General features: G+C 46.1%; 23 protein-coding genes. 5 read left to right on the top strand and 18 right to left on the bottom strand.

The window, feature by feature from the left end:
* Positions 1 to 4: 4 nt before the first annotated feature.
* The 3 genes from AC787_RS00905 to AC787_RS00895 are packed head-to-tail and all read right to left on the bottom strand — an operon-like array spanning position 5 to position 3,159.
* Entirely contained in the window at positions 5 to 1,747 is a 1,743-nt protein-coding gene (locus tag AC787_RS00905; RefSeq protein ID WP_054023066.1) for an ABC transporter ATP-binding protein, read from the bottom strand.
* A gap of 17 nt (positions 1,748 to 1,764) precedes the next feature.
* Positions 1,765 to 2,340: a hypothetical protein gene (locus AC787_RS00900; protein ID WP_054023065.1), complete on the bottom strand. Its 576-nt coding sequence runs from the start codon at positions 2,338 to 2,340 to the stop codon at positions 1,765 to 1,767.
* 6 nt (positions 2,341 to 2,346) lie between these two features.
* Complete coding sequence (locus AC787_RS00895; RefSeq protein ID WP_054023064.1) at positions 2,347 to 3,159, bottom strand: hypothetical protein; 813 nt, start codon at positions 3,157 to 3,159, stop codon at positions 2,347 to 2,349.
* A gap of 152 nt (positions 3,160 to 3,311) precedes the next feature.
* Between AC787_RS00895 and AC787_RS00890 the strand changes: the two genes are divergently transcribed.
* Positions 3,312 to 4,364: a glycosyltransferase family 2 protein gene (locus AC787_RS00890; protein WP_063847469.1), complete on the top strand. Its 1,053-nt coding sequence runs from the start codon at positions 3,312 to 3,314 to the stop codon at positions 4,362 to 4,364.
* 108 nt (positions 4,365 to 4,472) lie between these two features.
* Here the strand turns inward: AC787_RS00890 and AC787_RS00885 are convergent, their stop codons facing one another.
* Both AC787_RS00885 and AC787_RS00880 read right to left on the bottom strand, forming a co-directional pair.
* Positions 4,473 to 5,516 carry an anthranilate phosphoribosyltransferase gene (locus tag AC787_RS00885; RefSeq protein ID WP_414730961.1) on the bottom strand — a complete coding sequence of 348 codons (1,044 nt, stop codon included), beginning with the start codon at positions 5,514 to 5,516 and terminating at the stop codon, positions 4,473 to 4,475.
* Between the two features lie 15 nt (positions 5,517 to 5,531).
* Entirely contained in the window at positions 5,532 to 6,149 is a 618-nt protein-coding gene (locus AC787_RS00880; protein ID WP_054023062.1) for an ANTAR domain-containing response regulator, read from the bottom strand.
* A gap of 321 nt (positions 6,150 to 6,470) precedes the next feature.
* On the opposite strand from AC787_RS00880, the gene nirB reads away from it, so the two are divergent.
* The 4 genes from nirB to AC787_RS00860 all read left to right on the top strand — a co-directional run bounded on the left by nirB (position 6,471) and on the right by AC787_RS00860 (position 11,194).
* Positions 6,471 to 8,912, top strand: a complete 2,442-nt coding sequence (gene nirB, locus AC787_RS00875) for a nitrite reductase large subunit NirB (RefSeq protein WP_054023061.1) — start codon at positions 6,471 to 6,473, stop codon at positions 8,910 to 8,912.
* A 59-nt stretch (positions 8,913 to 8,971) separates the two neighbouring features.
* Positions 8,972 to 9,286 carry a nitrite reductase small subunit NirD gene (nirD, locus tag AC787_RS00870; protein WP_054023060.1) on the top strand — a complete coding sequence of 105 codons (315 nt, stop codon included), beginning with the start codon at positions 8,972 to 8,974 and terminating at the stop codon, positions 9,284 to 9,286.
* 78 nt (positions 9,287 to 9,364) lie between these two features.
* A complete protein-coding gene (gene cobA, locus AC787_RS00865) occupies positions 9,365 to 10,129 on the top strand; it encodes a uroporphyrinogen-III C-methyltransferase (RefSeq protein ID WP_054026825.1) in 765 nt (254 codons plus the stop codon).
* A gap of 111 nt (positions 10,130 to 10,240) precedes the next feature.
* Positions 10,241 to 11,194, top strand: coding sequence for a TRM11 family SAM-dependent methyltransferase (locus AC787_RS00860; protein ID WP_054023059.1), 954 nt, complete (start codon positions 10,241 to 10,243; stop codon positions 11,192 to 11,194).
* A gap of 13 nt (positions 11,195 to 11,207) precedes the next feature.
* Here AC787_RS00860 and AC787_RS00855 read toward each other — a convergent pair whose 3' ends face one another.
* From AC787_RS00855 to AC787_RS00795, 13 genes are all read right to left on the bottom strand, one after another.
* Positions 11,208 to 11,981: an alpha/beta hydrolase gene (locus AC787_RS00855; RefSeq protein ID WP_054026824.1), complete on the bottom strand. Its 774-nt coding sequence runs from the start codon at positions 11,979 to 11,981 to the stop codon at positions 11,208 to 11,210.
* A 179-nt stretch (positions 11,982 to 12,160) separates the two neighbouring features.
* The gene (locus AC787_RS00850) at positions 12,161 to 12,625 is read right to left on the bottom strand and encodes a divergent PAP2 family protein (protein ID WP_054023058.1); all 465 of its coding nucleotides are present in this window, start codon (positions 12,623 to 12,625) and stop codon (positions 12,161 to 12,163) included.
* 54 nt (positions 12,626 to 12,679) lie between these two features.
* Positions 12,680 to 13,534, bottom strand: a complete 855-nt coding sequence (locus AC787_RS00845; protein ID WP_054023057.1) for an MBL fold metallo-hydrolase — start codon at positions 13,532 to 13,534, stop codon at positions 12,680 to 12,682.
* Positions 13,531 to 14,292 carry an ABC transporter permease gene (locus tag AC787_RS00840; RefSeq protein ID WP_054023056.1) on the bottom strand — a complete coding sequence of 254 codons (762 nt, stop codon included), beginning with the start codon at positions 14,290 to 14,292 and terminating at the stop codon, positions 13,531 to 13,533. The genes AC787_RS00845 and AC787_RS00840 overlap by 4 nt, the downstream gene beginning before the upstream one ends.
* Complete coding sequence (locus AC787_RS00835; protein ID WP_054023055.1) at positions 14,280 to 15,032, bottom strand: ATP-binding cassette domain-containing protein; 753 nt, start codon at positions 15,030 to 15,032, stop codon at positions 14,280 to 14,282. Before AC787_RS00835 ends, AC787_RS00840 begins: the two co-directional genes overlap by 13 nt.
* Before the next feature lie 230 nt (positions 15,033 to 15,262).
* The gene (locus tag AC787_RS00830; RefSeq protein WP_054023054.1) at positions 15,263 to 16,681 is read right to left on the bottom strand and encodes a sulfatase; all 1,419 of its coding nucleotides are present in this window, start codon (positions 16,679 to 16,681) and stop codon (positions 15,263 to 15,265) included.
* A 127-nt stretch (positions 16,682 to 16,808) separates the two neighbouring features.
* Positions 16,809 to 17,786: a formylglycine-generating enzyme family protein gene (locus tag AC787_RS00825; protein WP_082360575.1), complete on the bottom strand. Its 978-nt coding sequence runs from the start codon at positions 17,784 to 17,786 to the stop codon at positions 16,809 to 16,811.
* A gap of 174 nt (positions 17,787 to 17,960) precedes the next feature.
* Complete coding sequence (locus AC787_RS00820) at positions 17,961 to 18,929, bottom strand: siderophore ABC transporter substrate-binding protein (protein WP_054023053.1); 969 nt, start codon at positions 18,927 to 18,929, stop codon at positions 17,961 to 17,963.
* 68 nt (positions 18,930 to 18,997) lie between these two features.
* Positions 18,998 to 19,756, bottom strand: a complete 759-nt coding sequence (locus AC787_RS00815; protein WP_054023052.1) for an ABC transporter ATP-binding protein — start codon at positions 19,754 to 19,756, stop codon at positions 18,998 to 19,000.
* Positions 19,753 to 20,694 carry an iron chelate uptake ABC transporter family permease subunit gene (locus AC787_RS00810; RefSeq protein WP_054023051.1) on the bottom strand — a complete coding sequence of 314 codons (942 nt, stop codon included), beginning with the start codon at positions 20,692 to 20,694 and terminating at the stop codon, positions 19,753 to 19,755. The genes AC787_RS00815 and AC787_RS00810 overlap by 4 nt, the downstream gene beginning before the upstream one ends.
* Positions 20,684 to 21,637 (bottom strand): ABC transporter permease, encoded by a 954-nt coding sequence (locus tag AC787_RS00805; protein ID WP_054023050.1) that lies wholly within the window; start codon positions 21,635 to 21,637, stop codon positions 20,684 to 20,686. The genes AC787_RS00810 and AC787_RS00805 overlap by 11 nt, the downstream gene beginning before the upstream one ends.
* 317 nt (positions 21,638 to 21,954) lie before the next feature.
* Positions 21,955 to 23,664, bottom strand: coding sequence for an ABC transporter ATP-binding protein (locus AC787_RS00800; protein ID WP_054023049.1), 1,710 nt, complete (start codon positions 23,662 to 23,664; stop codon positions 21,955 to 21,957).
* Positions 23,651 to 25,513 (bottom strand): ABC transporter ATP-binding protein, encoded by a 1,863-nt coding sequence (locus tag AC787_RS00795; protein ID WP_054023048.1) that lies wholly within the window; start codon positions 25,511 to 25,513, stop codon positions 23,651 to 23,653. The genes AC787_RS00800 and AC787_RS00795 overlap by 14 nt, the downstream gene beginning before the upstream one ends.
* Positions 25,514 to 25,679 lie beyond the last annotated feature (166 nt).

Genomic DNA, 25,679 nt, shown 5'->3' with positions numbered 1-25,679 from the left:
CTCCTTATTCTTCCAAACTAGCTTCCATTTGCTGTCGTTCCCATTGTTCCTTGTACCAGCCCCCGAACAGCATTAGCTCCTCATGGGTGCCTTCTTCAATGATTCGTCCCTCACTCAGCACAAGTATCCAGTCCGCATGACTAACTGCAGAGAGACGATGAGTCGTAATAAAAGTCGTCTTCCCTTCGCGCTCCAAGCGAATATGGTGAAGAATTCGACTTTCCGTCCGCGCATCAACAGCCGAAAGCGAATCATCCAGAAGCAATATTTCGGAATCAACGAGCAGTGCCCGTGCAATCGCCAAACGCTGCTTTTGTCCGCCTGAGAGCATAACGCCGTTTTCACCGACGACCGTTTCAAGCCCTTCGGGCATTTGCGCTATATCCTCTGTAAAAGAAGCCATCTGTACAGCTCGCGCTATTTCTTCAGACGTAGCGTTCGGCTTGCCTAGCGCGATATTCTCTCGGATCGTTTTGGAGAGAAGCAGATGCTCCTGAGGAACATAGGCAATCCAGCGCCTCATTTGGTCTATCGTAATTTGCTCGACTGGAACTCCCGCTATCATTAAGCGATCCTTATCAAGCGGATATTGACGCAGCAGCTGCTTAAGCAGCGTACTCTTTCCACTCCCCGTTTTGCCTACAATTCCAAGCGTCTGACCTCGTTCAAGCTGGAAGGATACATTGTCCAGACTAGGCTGACTAGCCGTAGGATAAGTAAAGGTGAGCTGCTTCATCTCAATGCGCGAAGGCACCTTAACGGCAACGGGCTTATCCGAATCTTGAAGATCCGGATTCTGCGTTAATGCCGAGTCCAATCGGTCAGCCGAGGCACTGCCACGTTGCAAAACATTAATAAACTCACCAAAGGAGATCATCGGCCAAATGAGCATACCCAAATAAATATTAAATGAGATGAGCTGTCCGAGTGAAATCTCATCTTGGAACACGAGATAAGAGCCGTAACCAATTCCGATGGAATAACTGACTCCAACAATAAGTGAGATAATAGGCTGGAACATCGCATTCAGAATCGAAACTCGTTTGTTTTTGAGCATAACCTCAGAGGTCACATGATCAAATGCAACAAGATCATTGTTTTCTTGTACATAGGAACGAATAACGCGTATGCCCGAAATGGATTCCAGTGCATGTTCATTCATTTTCCCAAAGGATGCCTGCGCGTCCAGAAAGCGAGTTCTTACTTTGTTGCCAAGCTTGCTAATCACAACTGCCAGCAATGGCAGCGGAATAAGTGCCGCAATCATTAATTTGTAACTGACTAATGAAATCATCATTATGATGACTACCGATGCGCCTACTAACGTGTTGACGAGTGTCATTACACCGTATCCAGCTGTCTGACCGATCGCGAGTACATCATTGGTAGCAAGTGCCATAAGTTGTCCCGTGCTGTTGCGCTGAAAGAAAGCAGGAGTCATCCTCGTTAAATTCGCGAGCAGCTTCCCTCTCAGCACCTTCTCTATTAGCGCCGAATTGCCAAACAATGTCGTAATCCATATGTAGACCATGACATAAAGAAATAGCGCAAGTAGAGCAAGTGTCAGCACAGTCTGCGTTAAACCATCTGAGGTCAGCTGACCATCGCGGATGTTGTCAACCGTTCGCCCAATGAGATTGGGCGGTATCGTAGAGAGCAAGCTAACTAACGTCATGATGCCTATGGCAAGCACGTAGCTGCCCCATCTATCCTTAAAAAACCATCGCAACCGTTTTACAAAAGACATGAGATCCCCCTTTTCCGCTAATTCAACGACCGCTTCTCTCTAGCATTTGAGAATCGAAAGGGCAGTCGAATGAATAGCAGCTCCATTATAAATAACAATATTCCAAATACGATTAATAACATACTCCAGCTCTCTTCAACATTCAATAAGAACGGATAAAATATAACCATTGAAATGTTGAACACCAAATATGTATTTCTGCGGCTTATAGCAGCATCCAATAACTGAATATTCCCCTCCTTCTTTAGCATCCCGATAAGCCCGTTAAAAATCCAATACGCCATCAAAATATGAAGCACAAACAGCAATTGTGAATAGAGATGGACAGTGAGTGGTATCGACGAAAATTTCGTTATCGTTACATTCGTTTGGATAAACAAAACCGGAATAGTAAAGATGATCAAAACAATAGCAATGTACTTCGCTTTTTTGAATACCGCATGCAAGGAGCTCAGATGTTGCAGTGATGACACAATCATCATGTAACCTATGATGTCAGGCAGCAAATCAAAAAATCCAACCCTTATATCAATCATTGCAATAACAAGGCCCCAGCCAAGTCTTCTTAGGTCGCGTCTTAAAGGGATATTCAATGAATGTCACCTCCTCAAGCGGACTAAACTCTTCAACTGCCGATCACTAATGTAAAGATTGTGATTGATGGGGATGTCCTCGATGATTTTCCGTCCATCTTCCAATAAGAAGTGAAGAATGATTTTGGATTTATACATGTTAAATGCTTCCGGCTCATTATCCGGAATAGACCATTGATAAGCAAATGCCAATGAGTCTTCTTGCAACAGCTTCATAGGGAAATCGAGCGACTCGATCGGTTTCCCAGACAGATCAAGCTTGAACCATGGCTTCACTTTATTGCTGAACGTATATTCAACCTTCTCTAAAACAGCCGCTTTCGTTACATAAACCTTATAACTTCCGGAGCCGTTTGATGATGAGCTGCCTGTAGCAAAGTCCAGTATGCTTTCTCGTTTATTCCATACGACATGGATCTCGCCAATCGGAACTTTCCTAGACTGCCCTTTCTCGTAATACACCGTAATATCTCTTATGGTGAACGGCTTTTTCCTATCATCGTTGATAAGATCTGGCCTTAATTCTGCAGAAGCTTGCATCTTAACTTGATGGGTATACGTGTTGCTTTCATAAATTTGAAATCGGAGCTCCGGCAGTTCCTCTATTTGAATGCTCCTTACTTTGTTAGCCGCTTGTTTATTTTCAAAAAATATAAAATCAAGTATTTCACCAGTGTTTCCATTTATGGTGCTGTCATGCTTTAGAAACAGCGCCTCCTTCAGCTGCATGTTCTGAAAATACCAAATGTTACCGGCCCAGCTTCCCAAAATGAGAAGCACAACGACAGACCATGTCATTTTAATTTTCAGTCCTGTCACCCCTTTCCTCATCTGTTCATATTACCACTTATTTGTGCTAGAGATAATAATTGGTTGAAAATAAGTTGTTGTTCTTTATAACGAATATGATATGATTATTTTGAACATTGCTTGTGGAGCTTAAACGATTGAACACATCAGAGGTGTAGCCTATGAATTACGCAATAAGTGCGATTGTACCTATATTTAATGCTGAAAAATGGTTGCGCCCCTGCTTAAAAAGTATTCTAAATCAGCCTTTTCAAAATATTGAGCTGCTGCTTGTCAATGACGGATCTACTGATCTCAGCGGTACGATTTGCGAAGAGTTCGCTATAGCGGACGACAGAATTAAAGTGATTCACAAGCCAAACGGCGGTACGAGCAGCGCCAAAAATGCCGGATTACGGGCAGCCAGAGGTAAATATATCGCCTTTCTGGACGCTGACGACGAGATCGATCCGCTTTTTTTCGTAAAGCTATACGCCACGGCAGAAGAGCAAGCTTGTGAAGTGTTGATTGGAGGTTATGCGATAATTCCAACCAATCAAAACGTATCGCCTTGCTTCAGGCTGCATACCGTTATGAACGGCAAGGATTTAATTCTAAGCGCAGCATCTGTCCATTCCAATAATGATTTGTGTTTCTCTTGGCGATGTCTATTTCTTCGTACATCGCTAGAAACAAACAAAATTCAATTCAATGAGGGATTAACGGTCGGGGAAGATACGATTTTTCATTTGGAAGCCTTGCTGACCGCAAACCGTGTCTACGCCATTCCAGATCCTCTGTACATTCATAACACCATAAACAATTTGAACAGTCTCATACGCTCCCCCTATAAGCAGTACCTTGAAGATAGCTTAGTGCTGCAGTATCAACTACGGAGAAGCATATCCGAAAAATTCGGTTTATTAGCCCATGATCATTATAGAAAAGACATGGCGTCTTATCACATCCAAACCATCCTTGCGATACTGCTTAATAATTTCAGGAACAGTCCTGTGCCCGCTGAAAAAAAAGATGTAGCTAGACTTCTTAATCTTAAAATGATGACAGACAGTACAAAAGAGCTCGGTTTCCTGCACAAAAGCGGCAACATGAAATCATACCTTTATTACTTGGCGCTTAAATTCAAGCTTGGGGCATGGCTCTTTCACTTTGAATTCAGCTCACCGCGTCAATCCCCTTTCCTATTTTTAAAATTTTTTGGTAGAAGCAATTAGCTGGAGCTTTTCCCGATCCGTTGCGCATAACAGAAGAAAGCAAAAGGAATAAGTAAAAAAAATAGGAGATGTCCCTGAAGGTCTATGACCTTTCGAGACATCTCCTATTCAGAGGCGATAAGGCAAAGCTGGTTCACTTCGCATTGCATTTTGCCATTTGCGATAAAGCTCCCAAGGTGCGCCATTATCGAGCAAATCCTTGCAAATGTATAGCCCTTCCTCTACCGAATCAACCTTCTCCGCCAATTTCAACCTTACAGCTGCGTTAAGCAGCACTTGATTGACGAAAGCGATATGGCCGCGTCCTTGCAGAACGGATTCCGATACTCTCAGCTGCTCCGCTGGTGTCCATTCGATTTCCGGCACGGGCGTCTCTAAGCCATAGCTGTCCGGATCGATAACATGCAAATGCGACTCTCCGTTTTCTACGTAATAGGTACGGGTTGGCCTCTCAATGAATAAATCCTCAGAGCCCTCCATCCCCTGTACGATGAGTGCTTTCTTATATTGCAAATTGTTTGCTAATTTCGCAATGCGTTCAAATACAGTATTATGATAGACCCCAAATATTAAATAAGGGGAGTGTGCGTAATCAATAAGCTTCTCTGCAGTGTTAAGGACCGTCCGCATCCCCAGCTCGACACGAATGGAACGCAGTGCCTTAAGGGGCGGGCACCAATCCTCGGCTGGAACGTACAGCACGCCCGTATTTGAAGCGGCTTGAACAATTTGGTCTCGGGATAAGCGTTCAGCTTCAATCCCTGTTTCTTTAAGCAAATCCTGCAGCGTAATACCCCATTTAGGGGGCAAGGACGCCGTTCCATGGAGCGTAATCGGCAGCCCTGCGGATGCAAGTAGAAAAGAGGTAGGAAAGGTAGCGAAGAAGGATTTTTTCCGGCCATCATAAGGTCCAGCGCAGTCGAGTCCCTCTTGGATGGGCGCACGGTACGCATGCTTACGGCAAACCGTTACAAATGCTTCAATTTCTTCGACACTCTCCATTTTTATGCGCTCAGCAATGAAAAAAGCTCCGATTTGCGCCGGGGTCGCCTTTAATTCCAGGATCGCATTTGCCGCGAGCAGTGCTTCATCACTGCTTAGGTCTCGCGCTCCCCTTTTTCCCCGGCCTACTTCCTTTAACAGGTTGATCATCATTGCCAATCCCCCTTATTTCTGATCCTGAAGTATTTGGTACACCTTTACGATTGATGTGGCCACATCAACCATCCGTTTGCGTTCATTCATCGCCTGCTTCCGCAGCACGTCGTAGGCTTCCGCTTCGGTAATATTTTTGATTTTACACAAAATCCCCTTAGCCATATCGATCCACTTGCGCTCCTCAAGCCGCCCCTCCAGCTGCTTGCGCTCGTTCATCCATTGCAGTCTCTCGAAGCATTGCTTAGCGCCGAAATGAAGAGCCCAGTGCAGCTCTTGTTCGCTCATCGAAGGCGTTAGAATGCCATCTATAGGCACGTCATCCTCGCAAAATCCAGCCGATAAAGATGCGGAAGCCGAACTGCACCACCATAACATCGGGACGGACTTTTGCTTCAGCAGCTTCAATCCCCATTGCTTTACTTCATTGAGAGGCAGATGAAGAATGACTGCATCCGTGCTGCTCATTTGCAACGTTACCTTCTTCTCGTCTCCCGCTCGAAGAACTTGATACCCATACATCTCAAGTAAATATTTTGGCGTTTGTTTCTTGGAAAGCTGATCCGATTGAGGGCCCGCCTTTGCTGCCTCGTTTGCCGCATGATGATCGACTACTAACAAAGAACGCATGTAGAAGCGCCCCCTCCTATTCGACTTCTTTGTAAAATGAGCACAAGTCGATACCTTTGTAACTATATATAACATATAACATGCATTTTTGTCACTAATCAAGTTTTTCGCCTCTTTTTATGTCATGTATATTGACATGAGTTCTAGCCTCATTGTATATTTACGTTAACATTCATATATCATTCACGAATACAACGGTGTATTCGTTTGAAGCGGCAAAGAAGCCTGCTTTCGTTTACCGGGGAGACGTACGTTTTCCCCTGGAACGAGGCGGGCTTTTATGATTTTCGCTTAGACAGAGATTGAGAGGAGAGAAATACAATGACTGCAATTAAAAAGAAATTAGTACTTATCGGTAACGGCATGGCGGGGGTTCGAGCGATTGAGCATTTATTAAAGCTTTCTCCTGAATGCTACGACATAACAATCTTCGGCGCTGAGCCGCATCCAAACTATAATCGGATTATGTTATCCTCCGTCTTAGCTGGCGGAGCCGATATGCAAGAGATCGTGATCAACGATTGGGACTGGTATAAAGAAAATAACATAACGTTGCATACAGGCCATAAGGTAACGAAAATCGATACGGAGTGCAAAAAGATTACCTCCCATTTAGGCGTTGAAGTGGATTACGATACAATCATTATCGCGACCGGCTCTAATCCATTTATGCTGCCTCTTCCCGGCGCTGACAAAGAAGGTGTAATTGCTTTCCGTGATATTCATGATTGTGAGGTCATGATCGACGCCTCCAAAAAATATAAAAAAGCTGTCGTAATCGGCGGCGGCTTGCTCGGCCTAGAAGCGGCTAGAGGCCTTTTGCATCTCGGGATGGAAGTAAACGTCGTGCATATCCATAACTATTTAATGGAACGGCAATTAGATGAAGCGGCATCGAGAATGCTGCAGCGTGAGCTGGAAGCACAAGGCATGCAGTTCTTATTGAAAAAGAGCACAGCCTCCATTAAAGGCAAACGTCGCGCTGCTGGGCTAGCCTTCGCTGACGGCACCGAGGTAGATGGTGATCTGGTTGTAATGGCCGTTGGCATTAAACCTAACGTAGAGCTCGCCAAAGCAATCGGTATCGAAGTAAATCGCGGAATCGTCATAGACGACTTCATGCGAACGAGCATCCCCGGTATTTACGCTGTCGGCGAATGCGCAGAGCATCGCGGCATTGCTTACGGCTTGGTTGCTCCGCTTTATGAGCAAGGCGCAGTGCTCGCCAAGCATTTAGCAGGCGTTGAAACGGCAGGTTATGCAGGCTCGGTTACTTCAACCAAGCTTAAAGTATCTGGCGTTGACGTGTTCTCAGCTGGTCGCTTCGTTGATGCACCAGGCACTCGTGCACTCAAGATCCAAGACGATATCGCAGGCACCTATAAGAAGATTGTAATTCAAGACGGAAAGCTAATTGGCGCGGTGTTATTTGGTGACACATCAGACGGCGCTGAATTATTCGCTTCCATTAAGAAAGGTGAATCGATAGCGGGACGCGAGAAGGAAATATTGCTCGGCATTTCATCCGATCTGCTCGGCCAATCCTCCAGCGGCAGCAGACTTGAGGCGATGGCCGCTGACGAAATCATTTGTGGTTGTAACGGGGTGTCGAAAGGAACCATTGCCGATGCGATTACGAACAAGGGCTGCAACACGGTTGGTGCAATCAAATCCTGCACGAAGGCTTCCGCATCCTGTGGCGGCTGTAAGCCGCTAGTCGAAGGACTGCTTCAAATTTACGCTGGTGATGCGGTAGGCGAGCCCGTTAAAGAAGGTATTTGCGGCTGCACAACGTTGAACAGGGATGAGATCGTGTCAGAAATAAAGCGAATGAATCTAAGCACTACAAGCGAGGTCATGAATGTACTCGGCTGGCATAATTCTGAGGGCTGCTCGAAATGCCGTCCTGCGCTTAACTACTACCTCGGCATGATCAATCCGGAGGAATATGTAGATGAGAAAGAATCACGGATCACGAATGAGCGCTACCATGCAAATATTCAGAAGGATGGTACATTCTCCGTCGTTCCGCGTATTTACGGCGGCGTAACAACCCCTTCTGATTTAAAGAAAATTGCGGAAGTCGCCGAGAAGTACGACGTTCCAATGGTTAAATTCACAGGTGGACAGCGGCTTGATTTGCTCGGAATCAAGAAAGAAGATCTACCAAATATTTGGGAAGATCTCGATATGCCATCTGGGCATGCCTACGGAAAGACGCTTAGAACGGTAAAAACATGTGTAGGCTCAACCTTCTGTCGTTTCGGTACGCAGGATGCGATCGGCATGGGCATCAAGCTTGAGAAAAAGTTCGAGCGTCTGAACACGCCATCCAAGGTGAAGCTAGCTGTATCCGGTTGTCCGCGGAATTGTGCGGAAGCTACAATAAAGGATTTTGGCGTAGTCGCCATCGATGGAGGCTGGGAGCTTCATATCGGCGGCAACGGCGGTGTGAAGGTTCGTGCTACAGACCTGCTCTGTATCGTCAAAACAGAAGATGAGGTTATGGAATGGTCCTCCGCCTTTTTACAACTATACCGCGAACAGGCGCAGTGGAATGAACGGACGGCTCAATGGATCGAGCGCGTTGGACTCGATTATGTAAAGAACGCGCTCCAAAAACCTGAAGAGCGGCTTGCTCTTAAGTCACGCATTGAGAAAACGCTCAGCTTGACGACCGATCCGTGGAAGGAAATTGTCGAAACGGGTGAATTGCGTAAAAATTTCGAACAGCTGTCTGCCGCTCAGCCGGTAGAGCTATAGAACATATTCTTACGAAGCAAGCTTTGCTGCATCATACCCTGAAGGAGGAATACACATCTATGACAACAAAACTGCTAGTAGCTAACCTATCCGATATTGATGTAAAGGGATCACGGCGAATTAAAATAAAAGATATCGAAATTGCTGTATTTCGGTTAACCGACGGCAGCGTGCTTGCTGTAGAGAATAAATGCCCGCATAAGGGAGGACTGCTTTCAGAAGGGATGGTGTGCGGAACAGCCGTACACTGCCCGCTCCATGATTGGAAAATCGATTTGCGCAGCGGAAATGTCCATGAGCCTGACGAAGGCTGCATCAACACATTCGAGACCGAAGTTGATCATGAGAACGGATCTATTTATGTAACCGTCTAAAGGAAATGAGCATGCCGTAAATTCATCAGTTCAGAAGTTGGTTTAACCAGCCGAAAGGAGCAGCTTATGAGAAAATCAATGACCGGAAAAGTGTATATTGTCGGCGCAGGACCAGGCGACCCCGAGCTTATTACGGTTAAAGCCATGCACCGGATTCAACAGGCAGACGTGATTCTGTACGATCGGCTCATAAGCAAGCAATTGCTAGGTTATGCCCGCTCCATCGCTGAGCTCATTTACGTCGGTAAAGCTCCAGGGTCACATGCCATGCCGCAGCATCTAATTAATGAAGCACTCGTCAACTATGCACGGGAAGGAAAAGTGGTCGTCCGCCTAAAAGGGGGCGATCCGCTCATCTTCGGCAGAGGTGCGGAGGAAGCGCAGGCGCTCGCCTCATGGGGAATCCCCTTCGAGATTGTGCCTGGCGTAACCTCAGCAATCGGCGCCGCCGCCGCTGCAGGTATCCCGCTTACCCACCGTGAATATGCCGCTTCCTTCGCCTGTGTAACCGGCAGTCGCTGTCATGGCGACAAATCGCCAATACGCTGGGATTTACTTGCGCATAGCGTCGACACGCTGGCAATCTATATGGGCGTCAGCGAGCTTCCTTTTATTCGAGATGAACTGCTGAAGTACGGCAAGAGTCCATCAACTCCAGCTGCATTAATTGAGAGGGGAACGACTACGCTCCAGCGCACCATCGTTGGGTCACTGTCGGATATCCATACGCTGGCCATAGCAATGAAGCTTGCCAATCCGGCTCTAATCATTATTGGAGAAGTTGTCCGTGTGCGCGAGCACCTGCAGCTTGCCGAGCAGCATGCTGCTGTATTAATTGGATGAGCTTGAACTCAACCGCTGTACAGCATTCTTCCGAATACCAAAATCACAGTTGACTATCCATTTGGAGTATAATAGAAGCTTCAAGTCATTTATACAAAGGATGCGACTAAACTGGAAAACATAAACAATGCACCACTTTTCGTATATACCTATGGCTATCGCATTGAAGAAGCAGACATATGCCGCTTGGAAATGCGCTCTTTATTTGGTAAACAATCGGAGGCAGATGTTCTATTTAGTAACATAGATGTTCACCCCGATCGCAGTCCGTTTATGAGAGATCGAATCGAGGTTTTGTATCAAGGTGAGTGCCTTGAAGATATTTTGGAGCAGGTACAGCAAATCCAACTGGGTGATGCTACTTTTAAGGTGATTTTTTCGAAAATGAATGACCTGAAGCCGGAGAATAAAATCGATTTCGACGGTCAACGTGCAATTGAACGCGAAATTGGCGAATATATTGAAGGCGAGGCTGATGTACGCAAGCCTGATTGCGTTTTTGGCATTTTAACATGGGGTGGACGCTGGTACTTTGGCAATTATATAAAAAGCAAAGCTGTATGGCTCGCTCACATGAAAAAGCCGCGCAGCTATTCCATTGCACTCAGCACACGAATTGCGCGCGCAATAGCCAATATCGCAATTCCGAATCCAAATGGGATAAAAGCGATCGATCCTTGCTGCGGCATTGGGACGGTACTGGTAGAAGCGCTATCGATGGGAATGAACATCGTTGGTAGAGACATCAATCATTTTATCATTCAAGGCACACGTGAAAATCTAGCGCATTTCGAGTATGTAACGGATGCCGTATGCGGTGATATTGCCGATATCTCTGACCATTACGATGTTGCCATTGTAGATATGCCTTATAATCACTTCTCTAGTACGACGCCAGAGGCACAGTTTTCATTGCTTCAGCATACTCGTCGTATCGCGAGCAAAGCCGTTATCGTTACGGCTGATCCTATGGATGAGCTGATTACAAATGCCGGTTTTACTATTTCAGATCGCTGCACGACTCGAAAAGGCAGCTTCGTCAGACAAATAATCGTTTGCGAGTAGCAAGTTAAAGCTATTATTTGTAACCATTAAATGCTAACCATGATGCGCAAGCAGCTGTCCATTCCGTCGTATGCTCCTCATCCTCGGCTAAGCCAAGCCCATGACGTCCTTTTGTGTACACGTGAAGATCAAAGGGAACTTGGTGCTTGCTCAGCGCGGATGCGAACATAAGACTGTTCTCAACAGGAACCGCTGCATCGTCTGCTGTATGCCATAAAAAAGTCGGTGGCGTATCCGAAGTCACCTGCGCTTCATTGCTGAGCTGTTCAATTTTATCCAGCTTCGCTTCTTTGCCCAACAGGTTTTCTCTTGATCCCACATGCGTGAAAGGATCTTTGAGCGTGATGACGGGATAACATAAGACGAGCAAATCTGGACGGCAAGACTCTCGTTCAATGACATCCTCAGCATTTTTATTCCCTTGGTCATAGCTTGTCCCCACATTCGATACTAAATGCCCGCCCGCTGAAAATCCAAAAACGCCTATTTTTTTAGGATTAATCCGAAACATTTCTGCTTTGAAACGGACGGTACGTATGGCCCGTTGAATATCGAGCAGTGCGCAGGGATATTGATACGGCGCCACCCGGTAACGCAGTACGAACGCAGAAATGCCTAAGCTGTTCAGCCACTGTGCGATTGGCTCGCCTTCATGAGGGGCTCTTGCGCCGTAAGCACCGCCTGGACATACGATAACCGCAGGACGCTCCTCGCCATCAACAAGATAAGGCGTTATGGCTGGACAATCCTCATCTGCATTTCCCAGTGCATACGGCGCTCCGTGCATCCACAATAATTGCTCTGTCACCTGTATATCCCCCTTAAGTGCATAATAATTGAAATCTTTTACCATTATATAACTAACCATTCGACCCAGTCATCTGCAAATGCATGAATCCAAATAAAAACAAGCTTAAGCCAAAAAGAGCCTAAACCTGTCTGCTAATTTTACGATTGCTATATGGCTCATTTCTTAGAAATGGCTAAAGCTCCAACGAAACCGATTAATACTCCGAGCAGAGAGCCAGCTACAACTTCACGAGGCTGATGGCCCAGACTTTCTTTAAGACGTTCGCGCCTGCGCTTATGATACATGCCTGGGTGTTCGCCAGCCAGCTTCTCAACATCCTCATCCAAATCATTAACCTGCACCGCAATTTCGCCTGCATGTCTGCGAATATTCATTGCATCATACATCACAATAATGCCAAGCATAGCAGAAATGGCGAATTCCGGCGTCTTCACACCGTATTTAGTCGCCGTATAGGCGGCAAGTGCAGAAACGCCGCTTGAGTGTGAGCTCGGCATGCCTCCTGAACCCATTATTTTACGAACATCCCACATGCCAGTTCTCGCATAATGTATAGGCAGCTTAAGCAATTGGGCTGCCCCAACAGCCGTTAACGCTGTCACAAGTCCTCTGTTTGACATATCCGTCAACCTCCAGTCCTTATTCCTAACTCATTTTGCCCTGCTGAGCGCAAATTATTTCATATAAATAAATCGCTCGCCGGGAGCGAACATATGAAACTTTTGGGCTGGATAATGGCGCTGAATATAATCGACGAAATAAGCCGGGTTCTCATCGTTGTGTGGAAATAAGCCATAATGCATCGGAACTAATAAATCAGCATTTATTTGCACCGCAATCTCAACGGCTTCGCGATAATTGCAATTTCCGACGATGCCCTGCTCATTGCGAACAAAATCTCTTCCGTTGATCGGCATCAAAGCAATATCGATCTGCCTGCTTTGCAGCCACGTTACCAGCTCCGGAAAACCGATCGTATCGCCAGCATGATAGAGATGTATACCTTTAAAATTCGCAACATAACCTAGAAATTTATGCTCGCCTGCTTCGTCCTGTTCAAACTGCTCATGCTTGGCAGCGAATGCATCCAACCTTATGCCGCCACCCAGCTCGAGCGACTGTCCATGAGAGATGCCGATTAGCTGTTCATCGCGGAATCCCCATTCCTTCATGAGCGGCAGATGAGCCTTCGGCACAACAAATCGTGTTTTGGTTGATTGCCCAATGGCTTGCAGCGTCAGCTTGTCCATATGATCCTCATGGTGGTGGGAGCATACGACATAATCGACATCGAGGCAATCGGAAGGCTGCAGCGGTGATTCGAACGCTCGTGACCACGGCGGACCAGCCAGCTCATACACCCAGTTAGTCAAATACGGATCAAACAGTATCGTTTTCTTGTCCCATTTGACGAGAAAGCCCTCCTGTCCCAAGGCCCATAACGCCAATGCATGTTCAGATAGTTCAGTGTCCGCTATTTGCTTTACCAATGCCGTTCCGCTGTTGTATACGTTCACGATGGTATTCACCCTTTTTGCTCCATATTTTGAATGCGCAGGTCTTTCGTAAACCATAACTTATAGCTTAATAAACTTAAAATGATGCTCGTAACCGCTGCTGAGCTAGCGAATGCAAACACAATTAAAATTTGATACCGTACCGCTTCGATTGGATTCGCACCAGCGATAATCATCCCTGTCATCATACCTGGAAGCTGAACGAGACCTACCGTCTTCATCCCGTCTATCGTTGGAATCATGCTCGATTTAACCGATCGTTTCATCACGTCTTGAATAGCTTGTCTCGCTGTCGCTCCGAGTGAGAGCAGCGTCTCCATCTCGCCTCTGGAGGATTCGACCTCTCTTCTCATTTGATTCAGCAGCAAGCCGGAAACGACCATCGCGTTGCCGATCGTCATGCCGCTAATCGGAATGATATATTGCGGTGTCGCTTCAATGATTCGAAAGCCTAGCAGCAGTCCCATCATAAGCAGCTCCGTCGATGTGATCGCGATCGCAATTTTCCAGATGATCCCCCGCAGCCCAGCACCCCTTTTACCCGAATGATAGGACGCAATACTAATCATGAGTACGAGGATGATTGTAATAAACAGCGGATTGCTCGTATTAAAAATAAATTGCAGCACATAACCAACGAGCAGCAGTTGCACGGCAGAACGAATTGTGCCTATCGCGATATCTCTTTCGAGCCCAAGCTTCTGCCACACGGAAATTAGCATCGTAATCATCACGAATAACAATGTAAAGCTAAGTGCTAGGATAGACATGGCTGCTCCTTTTGTATCGGCGCTTTTATATAATTTTGTGCGAGCTCGGTTGTCGGCTGTTCAAAAAAAGCAGCTGTTTCGCTGTTCTCAAGCAACGTCCCTTCACCCATGAACCATACGGAACTGCTCATTTGCTGCGCCTGCTCCAAATCATGTGTGACCCAAAGCATCGTTGCGCCTTCTTGATGATGCCATTCTCGCAGCACTTCCTCAACCATTTCCTTGCTGCCTCGGTCAAGCGACGCCGTGATTTCATCGAGAAGAAGCACAGTAGGATGCAGAAGCAAAGAACGAAGGAGAGATATACGCTGTTTCTCTCCTCCCGACAGCAATTCCGCACTTTTGCTGACATCAAGATGATCCAGTCCAAGCCTAGGCAGCATGTGTCGTACGAGCTTCTCATCATATGGCATGCGGTGCAGCATACTGACCGTCTTCAAATTTTGCTCGATGCTCCCTTGCAGCATGACCGATTGCTGTGCAACATAGCATACTTTCATTCTCCATAACCTTGGATCTATATCTCTCTGCGAAATATTATGTAATCGGATATCTCCCTCATCTGCCTTATCTAAACCAGCAAGCAGACGAAGCAGCGTACTCTTGCCTTGACCGGATACACCTAGAATGGAAATAATAATCGGGTCGGCAATCGTTGCAGTTACATTCGAGAATAGGGGGTCGCCTTCTGCACCATTGCGATTTTTCCTTACACCTTGCAGTTCTAAAACATGCTCCACAAATGCTCCCCTTTCTACTTTCCTTACATTATAGCTCTAAAGCTGCGTTCGAAAAAGGCATTACAAAATCGAGCAAGCTTTTATACAAATAGGCTGATGATCCGCCGCCGCCACTGAAAAAGTTTGAAGAAAATGATTAAAAAAAACGAATTTTCATTCAAAGTTGAATGGAAATTCGCCTTTATTTATGTTCATTTCACAATCAATATCATATCGTTTTCATTGCCTCATTAAATAAGCTCTCTTGTGGCCGAACGGACGATAACCCGGTCTACGACCCAGCGTCCATTGTACCAGGTACAGGGGTGGATCTCGTCATTCAGCTTGGCCATCTTGTCGCTTAACATGCTGCGGTATTTTTCCATCAGTCCGGTGAATGCCGAGTCTGCCGCGAGATTCTTCATCTGATACGGGTCGTTCTGATGATCGTATAGAAACTCTTTTCCATCGATTAACCGGGCATAGGTGTACTGTTTGTCGCGCAGCGCACGCCACTCGTCTCCGTCTGCCCATTGGTATGTGTGCCCCAATCCTTGCAGGAAGGCTGCTTCGGGCTCAGGCCCAGCTTCGCCAAGTATCTGCTGTTTAACCGACTGGCCCTCGACCGATGCCGGTATCGGCAACTGCAGCAAATCGAGCAGCGTTGGCATAATATCCGGCGTGTTCAGACACACATCCGTTTGCGATGCTTCCTCAATATGAGACGGCCATCTCATCAGAAACGGCACCCGAGCCGCCTCGTCGTAAAATATTTTTTTGGCGATTCGCTCGTGAGCTCCCCACATCTCACCGTGATCTGATGTAAACACAACGATCGTATCATCCGAGAGCCCGAGCCGTTCCAATGCGGCCATCAGTCTGCCGAAGTTGGCGTCCAAGTTGGCCACCATTGAATAGTACACCTGTTTAAACGAGTTTCGCTGCGGGATCCAGTTCTCCTTAACCCATTCCTTGCTAAATTGCTCATTCCAAAATACATCTGCTGAAGCTTCTCCAGTAAAATTCGGCGGATCATCGAACTGTACATCACGATACATATCCGCAAAATCATCCGGTGCATTATCTGAGGTCCAAGGATCATGAGGGGTTCCATAGGACAAGAACATGGCAAACGGCTTCTCTCGATCCACGCTCTCCAAATAGTCAACGGCTAGATCGGTTTGCGTATCAGGCTCATAACCTTCAATGTCATGACGGACAAAGTCGTCTTTGAAATAAAACCCTTGTTTATACATATGATTGAACCCGTACGAAGCCCAATATCCGTCAAAGCCTAGTCGGTACGGGCCGGGAGGTACGTAGTGGCTGGTCATGTCGCTGTGGTCAACGCTTTGATTGTATAGATGCCATTTGCCTATGTATCCAGTCTGGAATCCGTTATTGGTAAGCACATGGCCGATCGCATCAGGATCAGGCATGCTGCGGATTTCGTTAATGACCATTCCTGTGCTCGATGGATATTTGCCAGTGAACAAGCTAGCTCGGTGCGGCGCACACACTGGATATACCGTTACCGCGTTTTTGAAATCCATAGACTGAGAGGCAAAGCGGTCGATGTTTGGTGTATGCGCTTTCAAATCGCCGGCATACCCAAGTACATCGGACCTTAGCTGATCGGCAAAAACATATACAAGATTCGGCTGCTTCATTAGCGTCACTCTCCTATTTTCAGTTGTTAATCATTTAAATATAGTACAATTATCCAACTGAAAACATAGAAAAAAGACGACAATAGATGAGGAATATAACAATAAATCTAGCTGCTGCCTGCTTTACTTATTCGATAGTGATATCCGCTGCTACCCGAAAACCGCAATTTCCAGTAGAACTGTCTGGTGTGTTGCCGCTCCTCGCAGCTACCCTATAACGATTACAATAAGAACGGTGGCATAGATATGACCCGCCACGCATTGACCGCCGCTCTGTCGGCTCTTTGAACAATGGGTTACTAAGAGTAGTCTGCTTGTGATACCCGGGGCTGAACCAGTCCGCACACCATTCCCATACATTTCCGGAAAGGTTGTACAGCCCGTATCCATTAGGTTCGTAGGCGTTTACTGGCGCTGTACCCACATAACCGTCACTTGCGTTGTTCTTGACCGGAAATTTGCCTTGCCAAATGTTGCACATATGTTTGCCGTCTTGTTTGAGAAGATCACCCCACGGATAGGTTTTGCCTTGTAAACCGCCCCTCGCTGCATATTCCCATTCCGCCTCACTCGGCAGCCGCGTACCAGACCATGCGCAGTATTCTTCGGCATCATTCCACGAAACATGCACAACAGGGTGGTTCAACCGTTCATCAACCGTCGAATCAGGCCCTTCCGGCTTCGCCCAATAGGCACCTTCTACAACCAGCCACCATGGCGCCTGCTGCGGGACGTCCTTCACGCGAGCGCGCGTTTCTTCCGAGGCCAGCAAATGGAAGACATAAGACCAACCGAAGCGCTCCGCTTCCGTGACATAACCCGTATCGTCCACGAAAGCACGGAAATCCGCATTTGTGACGGCATAGGGTGATATTAAGAACGAATCGAGGCGAACCTCCCGGACTGGTCCTTCTCCGTCTGAGGGAAATCCGTCGGTGGCATCCGTTCCCATCCGAAACATGCCACCTTCAATACGAATTAAGTTGCTCCGCATTTGCTTGCGAATGGAATGATCTATCTGCACGGACGACAGCGACTGCACCTGAGTCCCTCCTTGCTTAGCTTGATCTCTGCGGACCGCACAGCACGGTTTGTTTGATTCCATTTCTTTTACTCCTTTCAGGGCATTTGCTATGAATCATATAAGAGATAATAGTTTAAAACCCATTATATCAACTTATTACCCAAATGAATGTAAACAAAAATAAATCCATAATAAAAGGCGAATTCTCATTCAAAGTTGAATGAAAATTCGCCTATCATTACTATGCTTGCTTTATTATTTTACCGCCGCATCGATTTCTTTAACCATTTCTGCTACAGAAATAAGTCCGCCGCCGGAAAGGTACCAGAACTCCGGATTAAGATAAACGATGTTGCCTTCTTTGTACGCTTTCGTATTTTTCACTAGAGCATTCTCAACAGAAGCATGTGCATCGCCTGAACCATCTGTCACCGCATTACGGTCAATAACGAATAGGTAATCAGCATCTTTTTCCGCTACATATTCGTAAGTTACAGGGTCACCGTGTGTTGATACTTTAATGTTCTCATCCACAGCAGGTATACCAAACACATCATGCAGAATGCCGAAACGCGATTGTTTGCCATAAGCGCTAATTGCGCCTTCGTTTGCCAAAATGATCAGACCGTTTTTAGCAGATGCCGTTGCTTTTTCATTCAAAGCTTTAATCGAGTCATTGATCGTTGCAAGTTCTGTTTCTGCTTCAGCTTCTTTGCCAAAAATTTGAGCAAGTGTTTTCACGTTAGTCGTGAACGACTCCATGAAGTTTTTTGTATCCACGCCCATAAAAATAGTTGGTGCGATTTTGCTGAGCTCTTCATATGCGTCCGATTGACGACCTGAGATAATGATCAAATCAGGATCAGTCTCATTGATTTTCTCAAAGTCAGGCTCTTTCAAGCTGCCCGCGTTTATGTATTTTGCATCTTTATATTTTTCAAGGTAAGTAGGAACGCCAGCCTGCGGCAATGATGCAACCTCTACGCCTAGTTTATCCAATGTATCTAGTGTACCGTAGTCAAATACAACAACCTTAGCAGGATTAACTGGAACAACCGTTTCACCAAGCTGATGCTTAACTGTAATTTCTGTTGCTGGAGCATCTGTTGCAGGTGTGTCAGTTGCACTGTTCGCACCTTTATTACCATTTTTATTACCGCCGCATGCCGCAAGCACCAAACTTAGAATTACTAAAATAGCCAATACAGGTATAGATTTTTTCATAACAATCACCCCTAAATTAATTTTTTTATATTGAAAAACTTGAATAACCATAGGTAGACCTTACATGACTACTTAAAATAGACGCCGATACGATTCCCGTTAATGAGCTCAATCGGTATGTCCATATCGTAGATGTCATTAAGCACGGCGCTGTCGATGATCGTCTCGGTTGAACCTTCCTTGACGACCTTTCCATCCTTCAACGCCACGATATAATCGGAGTAACAAGAAGCGAAATTAATATCATGAATGACGAGCACGACCGTTTTGCCAAGCTCCTCGACGAGTCGCCGCAGCACTTTCATAATTTGAACGGAATGCTTCATATCCAAGTTATTAAGCGGTTCGTCCAGCAATATGTATTCGGTGTTCTGAGCGATAACCATCGCAATAAACGCACGCTGGTTTTGTCCTCCGCTGAGTTCATCAAGATACTTGCCTTGCAGATCAACCAGATCCATATAGGCAATCGCTTCATCTACCTGCTGCCAATCTTCTGTGGTCAGCTTCCCTTGCGAATACGGGAATCTGCCGAAGCTGACGAGCTCTCGTACGGTCAGACGAAGATTAATATGATTCGACTGCTTTAGAATCGATATCTTTTTGGCAAGATCAGCACTTTTCCAGTCACTGACTTCCTTCCCCTCAATTAACACCTGACCGCTGTCCTTCGCCAGCAACCGGCTAATCATGGAGAGAAGCGTACTCTTGCCTGCACCGTTCGGCCCGATAAACGAAGTGACCTTTCCCTTCGAAATACGGATCGATACATCTTCGATAACCGGCTTGCCGCCATATGCTTTGGAAACATTTTTTACCTCTATCATGCTTTCTTCTCCCTTAGCAGCAAATATAAAAAGTACGCTCCGCCGATGAAGTTAATAATGACGCTAATCGTAGTCTCAAACGTGAACACATGCTCTACGACCAGTTGTCCGCCAACCAGTGCGATGATGCTGATCAGTATAGCCCCCGGAATAAGGTAGCTATGCCGATAGGTTTTCATGAACTGGTAGGCTACGTTGACGACGAGCAGTCCTAAGAAGGTAATCGGTCCAACTAATGCGGTGGATACAGCGATCAGAATGGCGACGATGACCAGTACTCTTTTGACAACATAATCATAGGGAATGCCTAAATTGACTGCATGCTCCTTGCCTAGTGACAACACGTCGAAATATTTGCCAAGCCGCATGCCATAAAGGGCTACAAGAGCGACTATGATCATCGAGATGATAAGCAAATCCGTGTTTACATTATTGAAGCTGGCGAACATTTTTCCCTGTACGATTAGAAATTCATTCGGATCAATAAGGACCTGCATAAACGTCGACATGCTGCCGAACAATGTGCCCATAACTAATCCGATTAATAGAAGGAAATAAAGATTTCTGCCTTCCCTTTTGAACAGCAACTTATATAGCAGCAAAGCGAATGCAATCATTGCCACTATCGTAATAAAAAAATTAAGATGCTTGTTCGTGCTTGGTAGACTCATAGAACCAAAGGAAAAAATGACGAAGGTTTGAATCAGCATATAAAGGGAATCAAGCCCGATAATGCTCGGCGTCAAAATACGGTTGTTCGTAATGGTTTGAAAAATCATAGTGGAGTAAGCAATAGCGCCCCCGGTTACGATAATCGCCAGCACCTTCTTCAATCTTCTTGGCAGTGCATAATCCCAATTGGTTCCAAGATCGATGAATAAAAACACGGCAATTAATGCGACGCCCAGCACCGCAAGCAAACTTAGTTTAAGCTTCATATGCCTTTCTCCTCATCAACAAGTAAAGAAAAATGATACTTCCGACGACGCCAATAGTGAGTCCAATTGGAATTTCATACGGAAAAATAATAAGGCGGCCAAGCACGTCGCACACCAGTACGAATATGGCTCCAAGCACCGCCGTATGCGACAGGTTTTTCTTCAAATTGTCGCCCATATACAGCGTCACGATATTCGGAATAATGAGGCCAAGGAAAGGCAGCGTACCGACAGTCAAAATGACGATAACCGATACGAGTGCTACAATCACAAGTCCAATGTTAACGACAAGCTTATGATTCATTCCCAAATTGGTCGAAAACTCTTCGCCAAGACCTGCAATCGTAAACTTATTCGCATAAAGATACGCCAGCACGAGCAGCGGCAAGCTCACGTATAGCAGCTCATAACGTCCGCTCATGACAAGCGAGAAGCTGCCTTGCAGCCAGGACGAGATATTTTGGATAAGATCATTTTTATAGGCAAAAAAAGTAGTAACTGAGCTTATAACGTTACCGAACATCAAACCTACGAGTGGAATAAATATCGTGTCTTTAAATTTCAGACGATCGAGAATTTTCATGAACAGATAGGTACCTGCGAGTGCGAAAGCAAACGCGACCAGCATTTTCTCAAGCGTGCTTGCAGACGGGAATACCATTAAGGCAACGAGTATGCCGAGTCTAGCAGAATCGTCCGTTCCTCCAGTTGTAGGCGATACGAATTTGTTGCGGCTTAGCTGCTGCATGATCAGACCCGTAATGCTCATGCCGACACCGGCTATAATAATACTGATAAGCCTAGGAATACGGCTAATGGTGAGAACCTGAAGCTGCTCATCCGTCAGACTGAACAAATCCAGCGGCGAGATGTCTTTTACCCCGATAAATAAAGAAATAATCGATAAAACAATAAGCACGACAAAAAGATACCATAGCTTCATATTCAATCCTCAAATCATCACGAATATTATCAGAGATAATCATTCTCATTAATTATCAAAAAAATACATTGCTACGGTTATCAATGATAACCATTATCAGCAACATTCCCTATGTTACACGATTTTCAAATGATCGGAATGGACTTTCCTGTTTGGGAGGATGGACTTTTCTATTCATTAGAGAGGTGTGACGGGTTAGTGAACGCGGATAGGCTTAGCTTGGGGAAAAGCGGGAGCTGATCAGAAATAGATCTAGAATCTAGATCTATTTCCATGAATATTGCTCTACTTCGCTATCTTCTTTATTTCTAATGTCCTTAATGCTGCGCCATCAGCAGCTGCTGATACACCTTACCGGTGACGAGCAGCTCTTCGTGTGTGCCTGTCTCAGCTAATGATCCCTGATCCATGACAAAAATCACGTCGGCATTCTCGATTGTTGACAGTCGGTGAGCGATCATAATTGTAGTCAGCCCCTTCCGTCTTGCCTCTAAACCAGCCAGCAGCTGACGCTCTGTCTCCAGATCGAGCGCTGATGTCGCTTCATCCAGCACCAAAATTTCCGGATCACTGACAATTGCCCGCGCAATGGCAATACGTTGACGTTGTCCGCCGGATAGCTTGATGCCCCGCTCTCCAATATTTGTATTATAGCCATCAGGCAGCCCCATAATAAAATCATGAATTTGCGCGATTCGGCATGCTTCCTCCACGTCGGTCTCCGTTACCTCGTCTCTGCCTAACATCAAGTTTTCACGAATCGTATCCGAGAACATGTAAGGATCTTGAAAAACAATCGACACCTTATTCGCCCACTGCTCGCGGTTGTAGACATCCGCATCCATACCGTTCAGCTTGAGCGTCCCTTTCGGCGTATCGAAGAAACGAACCAACAGCTGGGCAATAGTCGACTTGCCTCCGCCGCTCGTCCCTACAAAAGCAATCTTGCTTCCGATCGGCAGATCAGCCGTAAAACCGCGAATAACCTCCGGCAAATCGGGTGAATAACGAAAGCTTGTATCCTTAAAAGACAGCTGCTCGATTTGTTTCTCTATGCTCTTCTGTCCCATGTCATGCTGTTCGAGCTCCAAAATACGTTGTACCCTATCCACGTTAGCAAGCTGTGACGACATGCCCATAATAAATTGAAATAAATTATAGAAGGAATCCGACATTTGCGTAGAAAACTGAAACAATATTACGAACGTTCCAATCGACATTTGTTCATGAATAAGCTGCATGCCGCAGTAGCCCAGCACGAGAATACCTATGCCCCATTTCATCGGGTCGCTGTAGCGAATTTGCCGATTCACGAGTTTTCCTTCAGCCATCACCTGCTCAAAGTATTCCGCAAACATTTTATTGTAAAGCTTCATTTCCCACTTCAAGCGGTGATAAGCAACTACTTCTCGTGTAGACGCTACCCCCTCTTCAATCTGAATCAGCAGCGCGGTGCGTTTCTCCGCTACCTGTCTTGCCTGCGCCTTCAGCTTGGGCGTAAAGTAAAAGCCAATGAGCACATATATAGTACAAAGCCCCACGATCATTAGTAGTAAAATGGGGCTAGCGATGCCAATGATCGTCATCAGTATGCATAAGTTTAACGTCTCCTGTATGCCGCGCGGAATCTGCCAGCCCATAACGCTCGCCGATACGTACAGATCCTGTGTGAACGAATAAACGTATTTGCCGGTTCGTTCATTTTGAAACCGTTCAACAGGAACACCTTCAAGGCGCTTCAGCATACGGGAGAGCAAGGAGCGGCTTACTGCAAATTCATTGCGAACAAGACTCCGGCTCGTCATCGTGAACATTAGCGAGTAGACGAGGCCTGCAAGCGCGAATATGCAGATGACAATCGGCATTAGCTCATACTTTCCTTCCGTAAACACGTCATCGATTAATATTTTTTGAACATAAACAATCGTGTAGTTTGACACCGATTCAAGCGCAAGATAGAGCAGCACAATGAGATAAGTGCCTTTGAGCATAACCGAGTTCGACCAAAATATTTTAAGATACTTCATGTGCCACCCTCTCTTCCGCTGCTTCTGATTGCCCGATTTCCAGCTCATACAGCAGCCCTTTACTTGCAATCAGTTCCTCATAGCTTCCTGCCTCAGCGACACGGCCCTCGTGAATGACAACAATTTTGTCAAAATGCTTCACGGTCGACAGCCTGTGTGCAATCGCAATCGTCGTCCGGTTCACCAACACCTCATCAAGTGCACGCTGCACCTCATACTCACTTACATTATCAAGCGACGAGGTTGCCTCATCGAGCAAAATAATAGCTGGCTGCTTCACGAACATCCGCGCAATCGAAACACGCTGCTTCTGTCCGCCAGACAGCTTCATTCCACGCTCGCCTACGAGCGTATCGTAGCCTTCCGGCAGCTGCATAATGAAATCATGCGCATAAGCAGCTTTCGCAGCAGCGACAACCTCTTCATCGCTTGCCTCGGGTTTGCCGAAACGAATGTTCTCTTTGACCGATGACCCAAACAGATACGTCTCTTGAAACACATAACCGATCGACTCGCGCAGACGTTCAAGCGTCATTTGCTGTATAGGTACACCATCGAGCTTAATCGTGCCCACAGTGGGGTCGTAAAACCTCCCGATCATTTTGAACATCGTTGTCTTGCCATTGCCGCTTGCCCCTACAAATGCGACCTTCTCGCCTGGCTTGATGGTCAGTGAGAAGCCATTAATAACAGGAGGCTGCTCCGGATACTGAAAGTAAACATCCTCGAACGTAAGCCCGCCGTGCACCTCATCAAGGGTGATGGGATCAGCTGGATCATCAATTTCAATCTCTTTGTGCATGAATCTAAATAGCGGAATTGTCTGGTGGATGATGAGCTTCTGCTCAGTAAGCTGCGTGACGAGCAGCGTGAGGCGGAACATCGTCGTCATATACAAGAGGGTGAAGGCGATAAAACCGCCTAACGTAATCCAATTATTTTGAAGTGAGTAGTAGCCCGTAATAAATAAAGCAATTGCACCCAAATAAAATGTAAAGCGCCGAAAGCTGCCCCGCCCGAAGCTATAAGTAGCAGCGAGCAGGTAAACACGCGACCACTCTTTATGTTTCCCGAGCGTTCGTCCATGGTACCAAGGCTGCGAACCAAAAGCACGGAATTCGCGCAAGCCGGATATGCTTTCATAAACCGACTGATTATAAGCAATACGTGATTGACCGGATTCTCTGCCGTAAAGAGAAGCTTTTCGTTCAAAATAAGGACCGAATAAATAATAAAGCCCGAACGTTGGCAGCATGATCAGACATAACCAACCGCTGATGCTGAGCAGTAAACAAATGGCCACCGATATGAAAAGTAAATTTTCGATAACACTCGGAAGGACATTTCGGTATATTTTCTGAACGGATGCTACCTCGGAGTTGAACATCGACAGCGTCTCCCCAGCTGGGTGCCGTTCGTAGTGAGCGAAGCCGAGCTTGCGCAAATGCTTGAAAATAGCGGTTTGCATATCGCGAGAGGCAAGCTCTCCTATCGTCCGCTGCAGTAGATTACGATAATTTTTGGCGATAAGCATTAGCAAATTGATAGCTGTGAGTGCTGCTAAAATAAGTATAAAAAGCGAGGTATCCTTGTTGACTACGACATGATCGATAACATATTGGATCATTTTGGGCGTTAATGTTTCACCGAGCACCGCCATCGTACCGCAGGCCGCAAGAGCCGCTATTTGCTTCTTATAAGGCATCAGAAACTTTAGCGCCCAAATATAGGATCTTTTTGATTCATTCAGCTCAGCCTTTTGTTTTCCTTTATCCGCTTGCTTGCGAGCCCGCTCGCTCGTTTGCTGTGAAAGCCTGCCCGTTTCCGCAGCTTTTTCTGTTTTCAGCATCGTTGTCCCCCCCTATTTCTATTTGTTAAACCCCTTCAAACAACCTATTTTTTGGCAGTTGGCTACCTATCATAATTCCGGGTGAAAATTTTGTCAACGTACTAAATGAGTATAAATGTTCATTACCAGACAGCGTTGTATACGTTCATAAATAAGTAAAAAGCCC

The organism is Bacillus sp. FJAT-28004 (assembly GCF_001280845.1).
GTDB lineage: Bacteria > Bacillota > Bacilli > Paenibacillales > Paenibacillaceae > Pristimantibacillus.
This window is presented reverse-complemented; position numbering and strand designations above follow the sequence as displayed.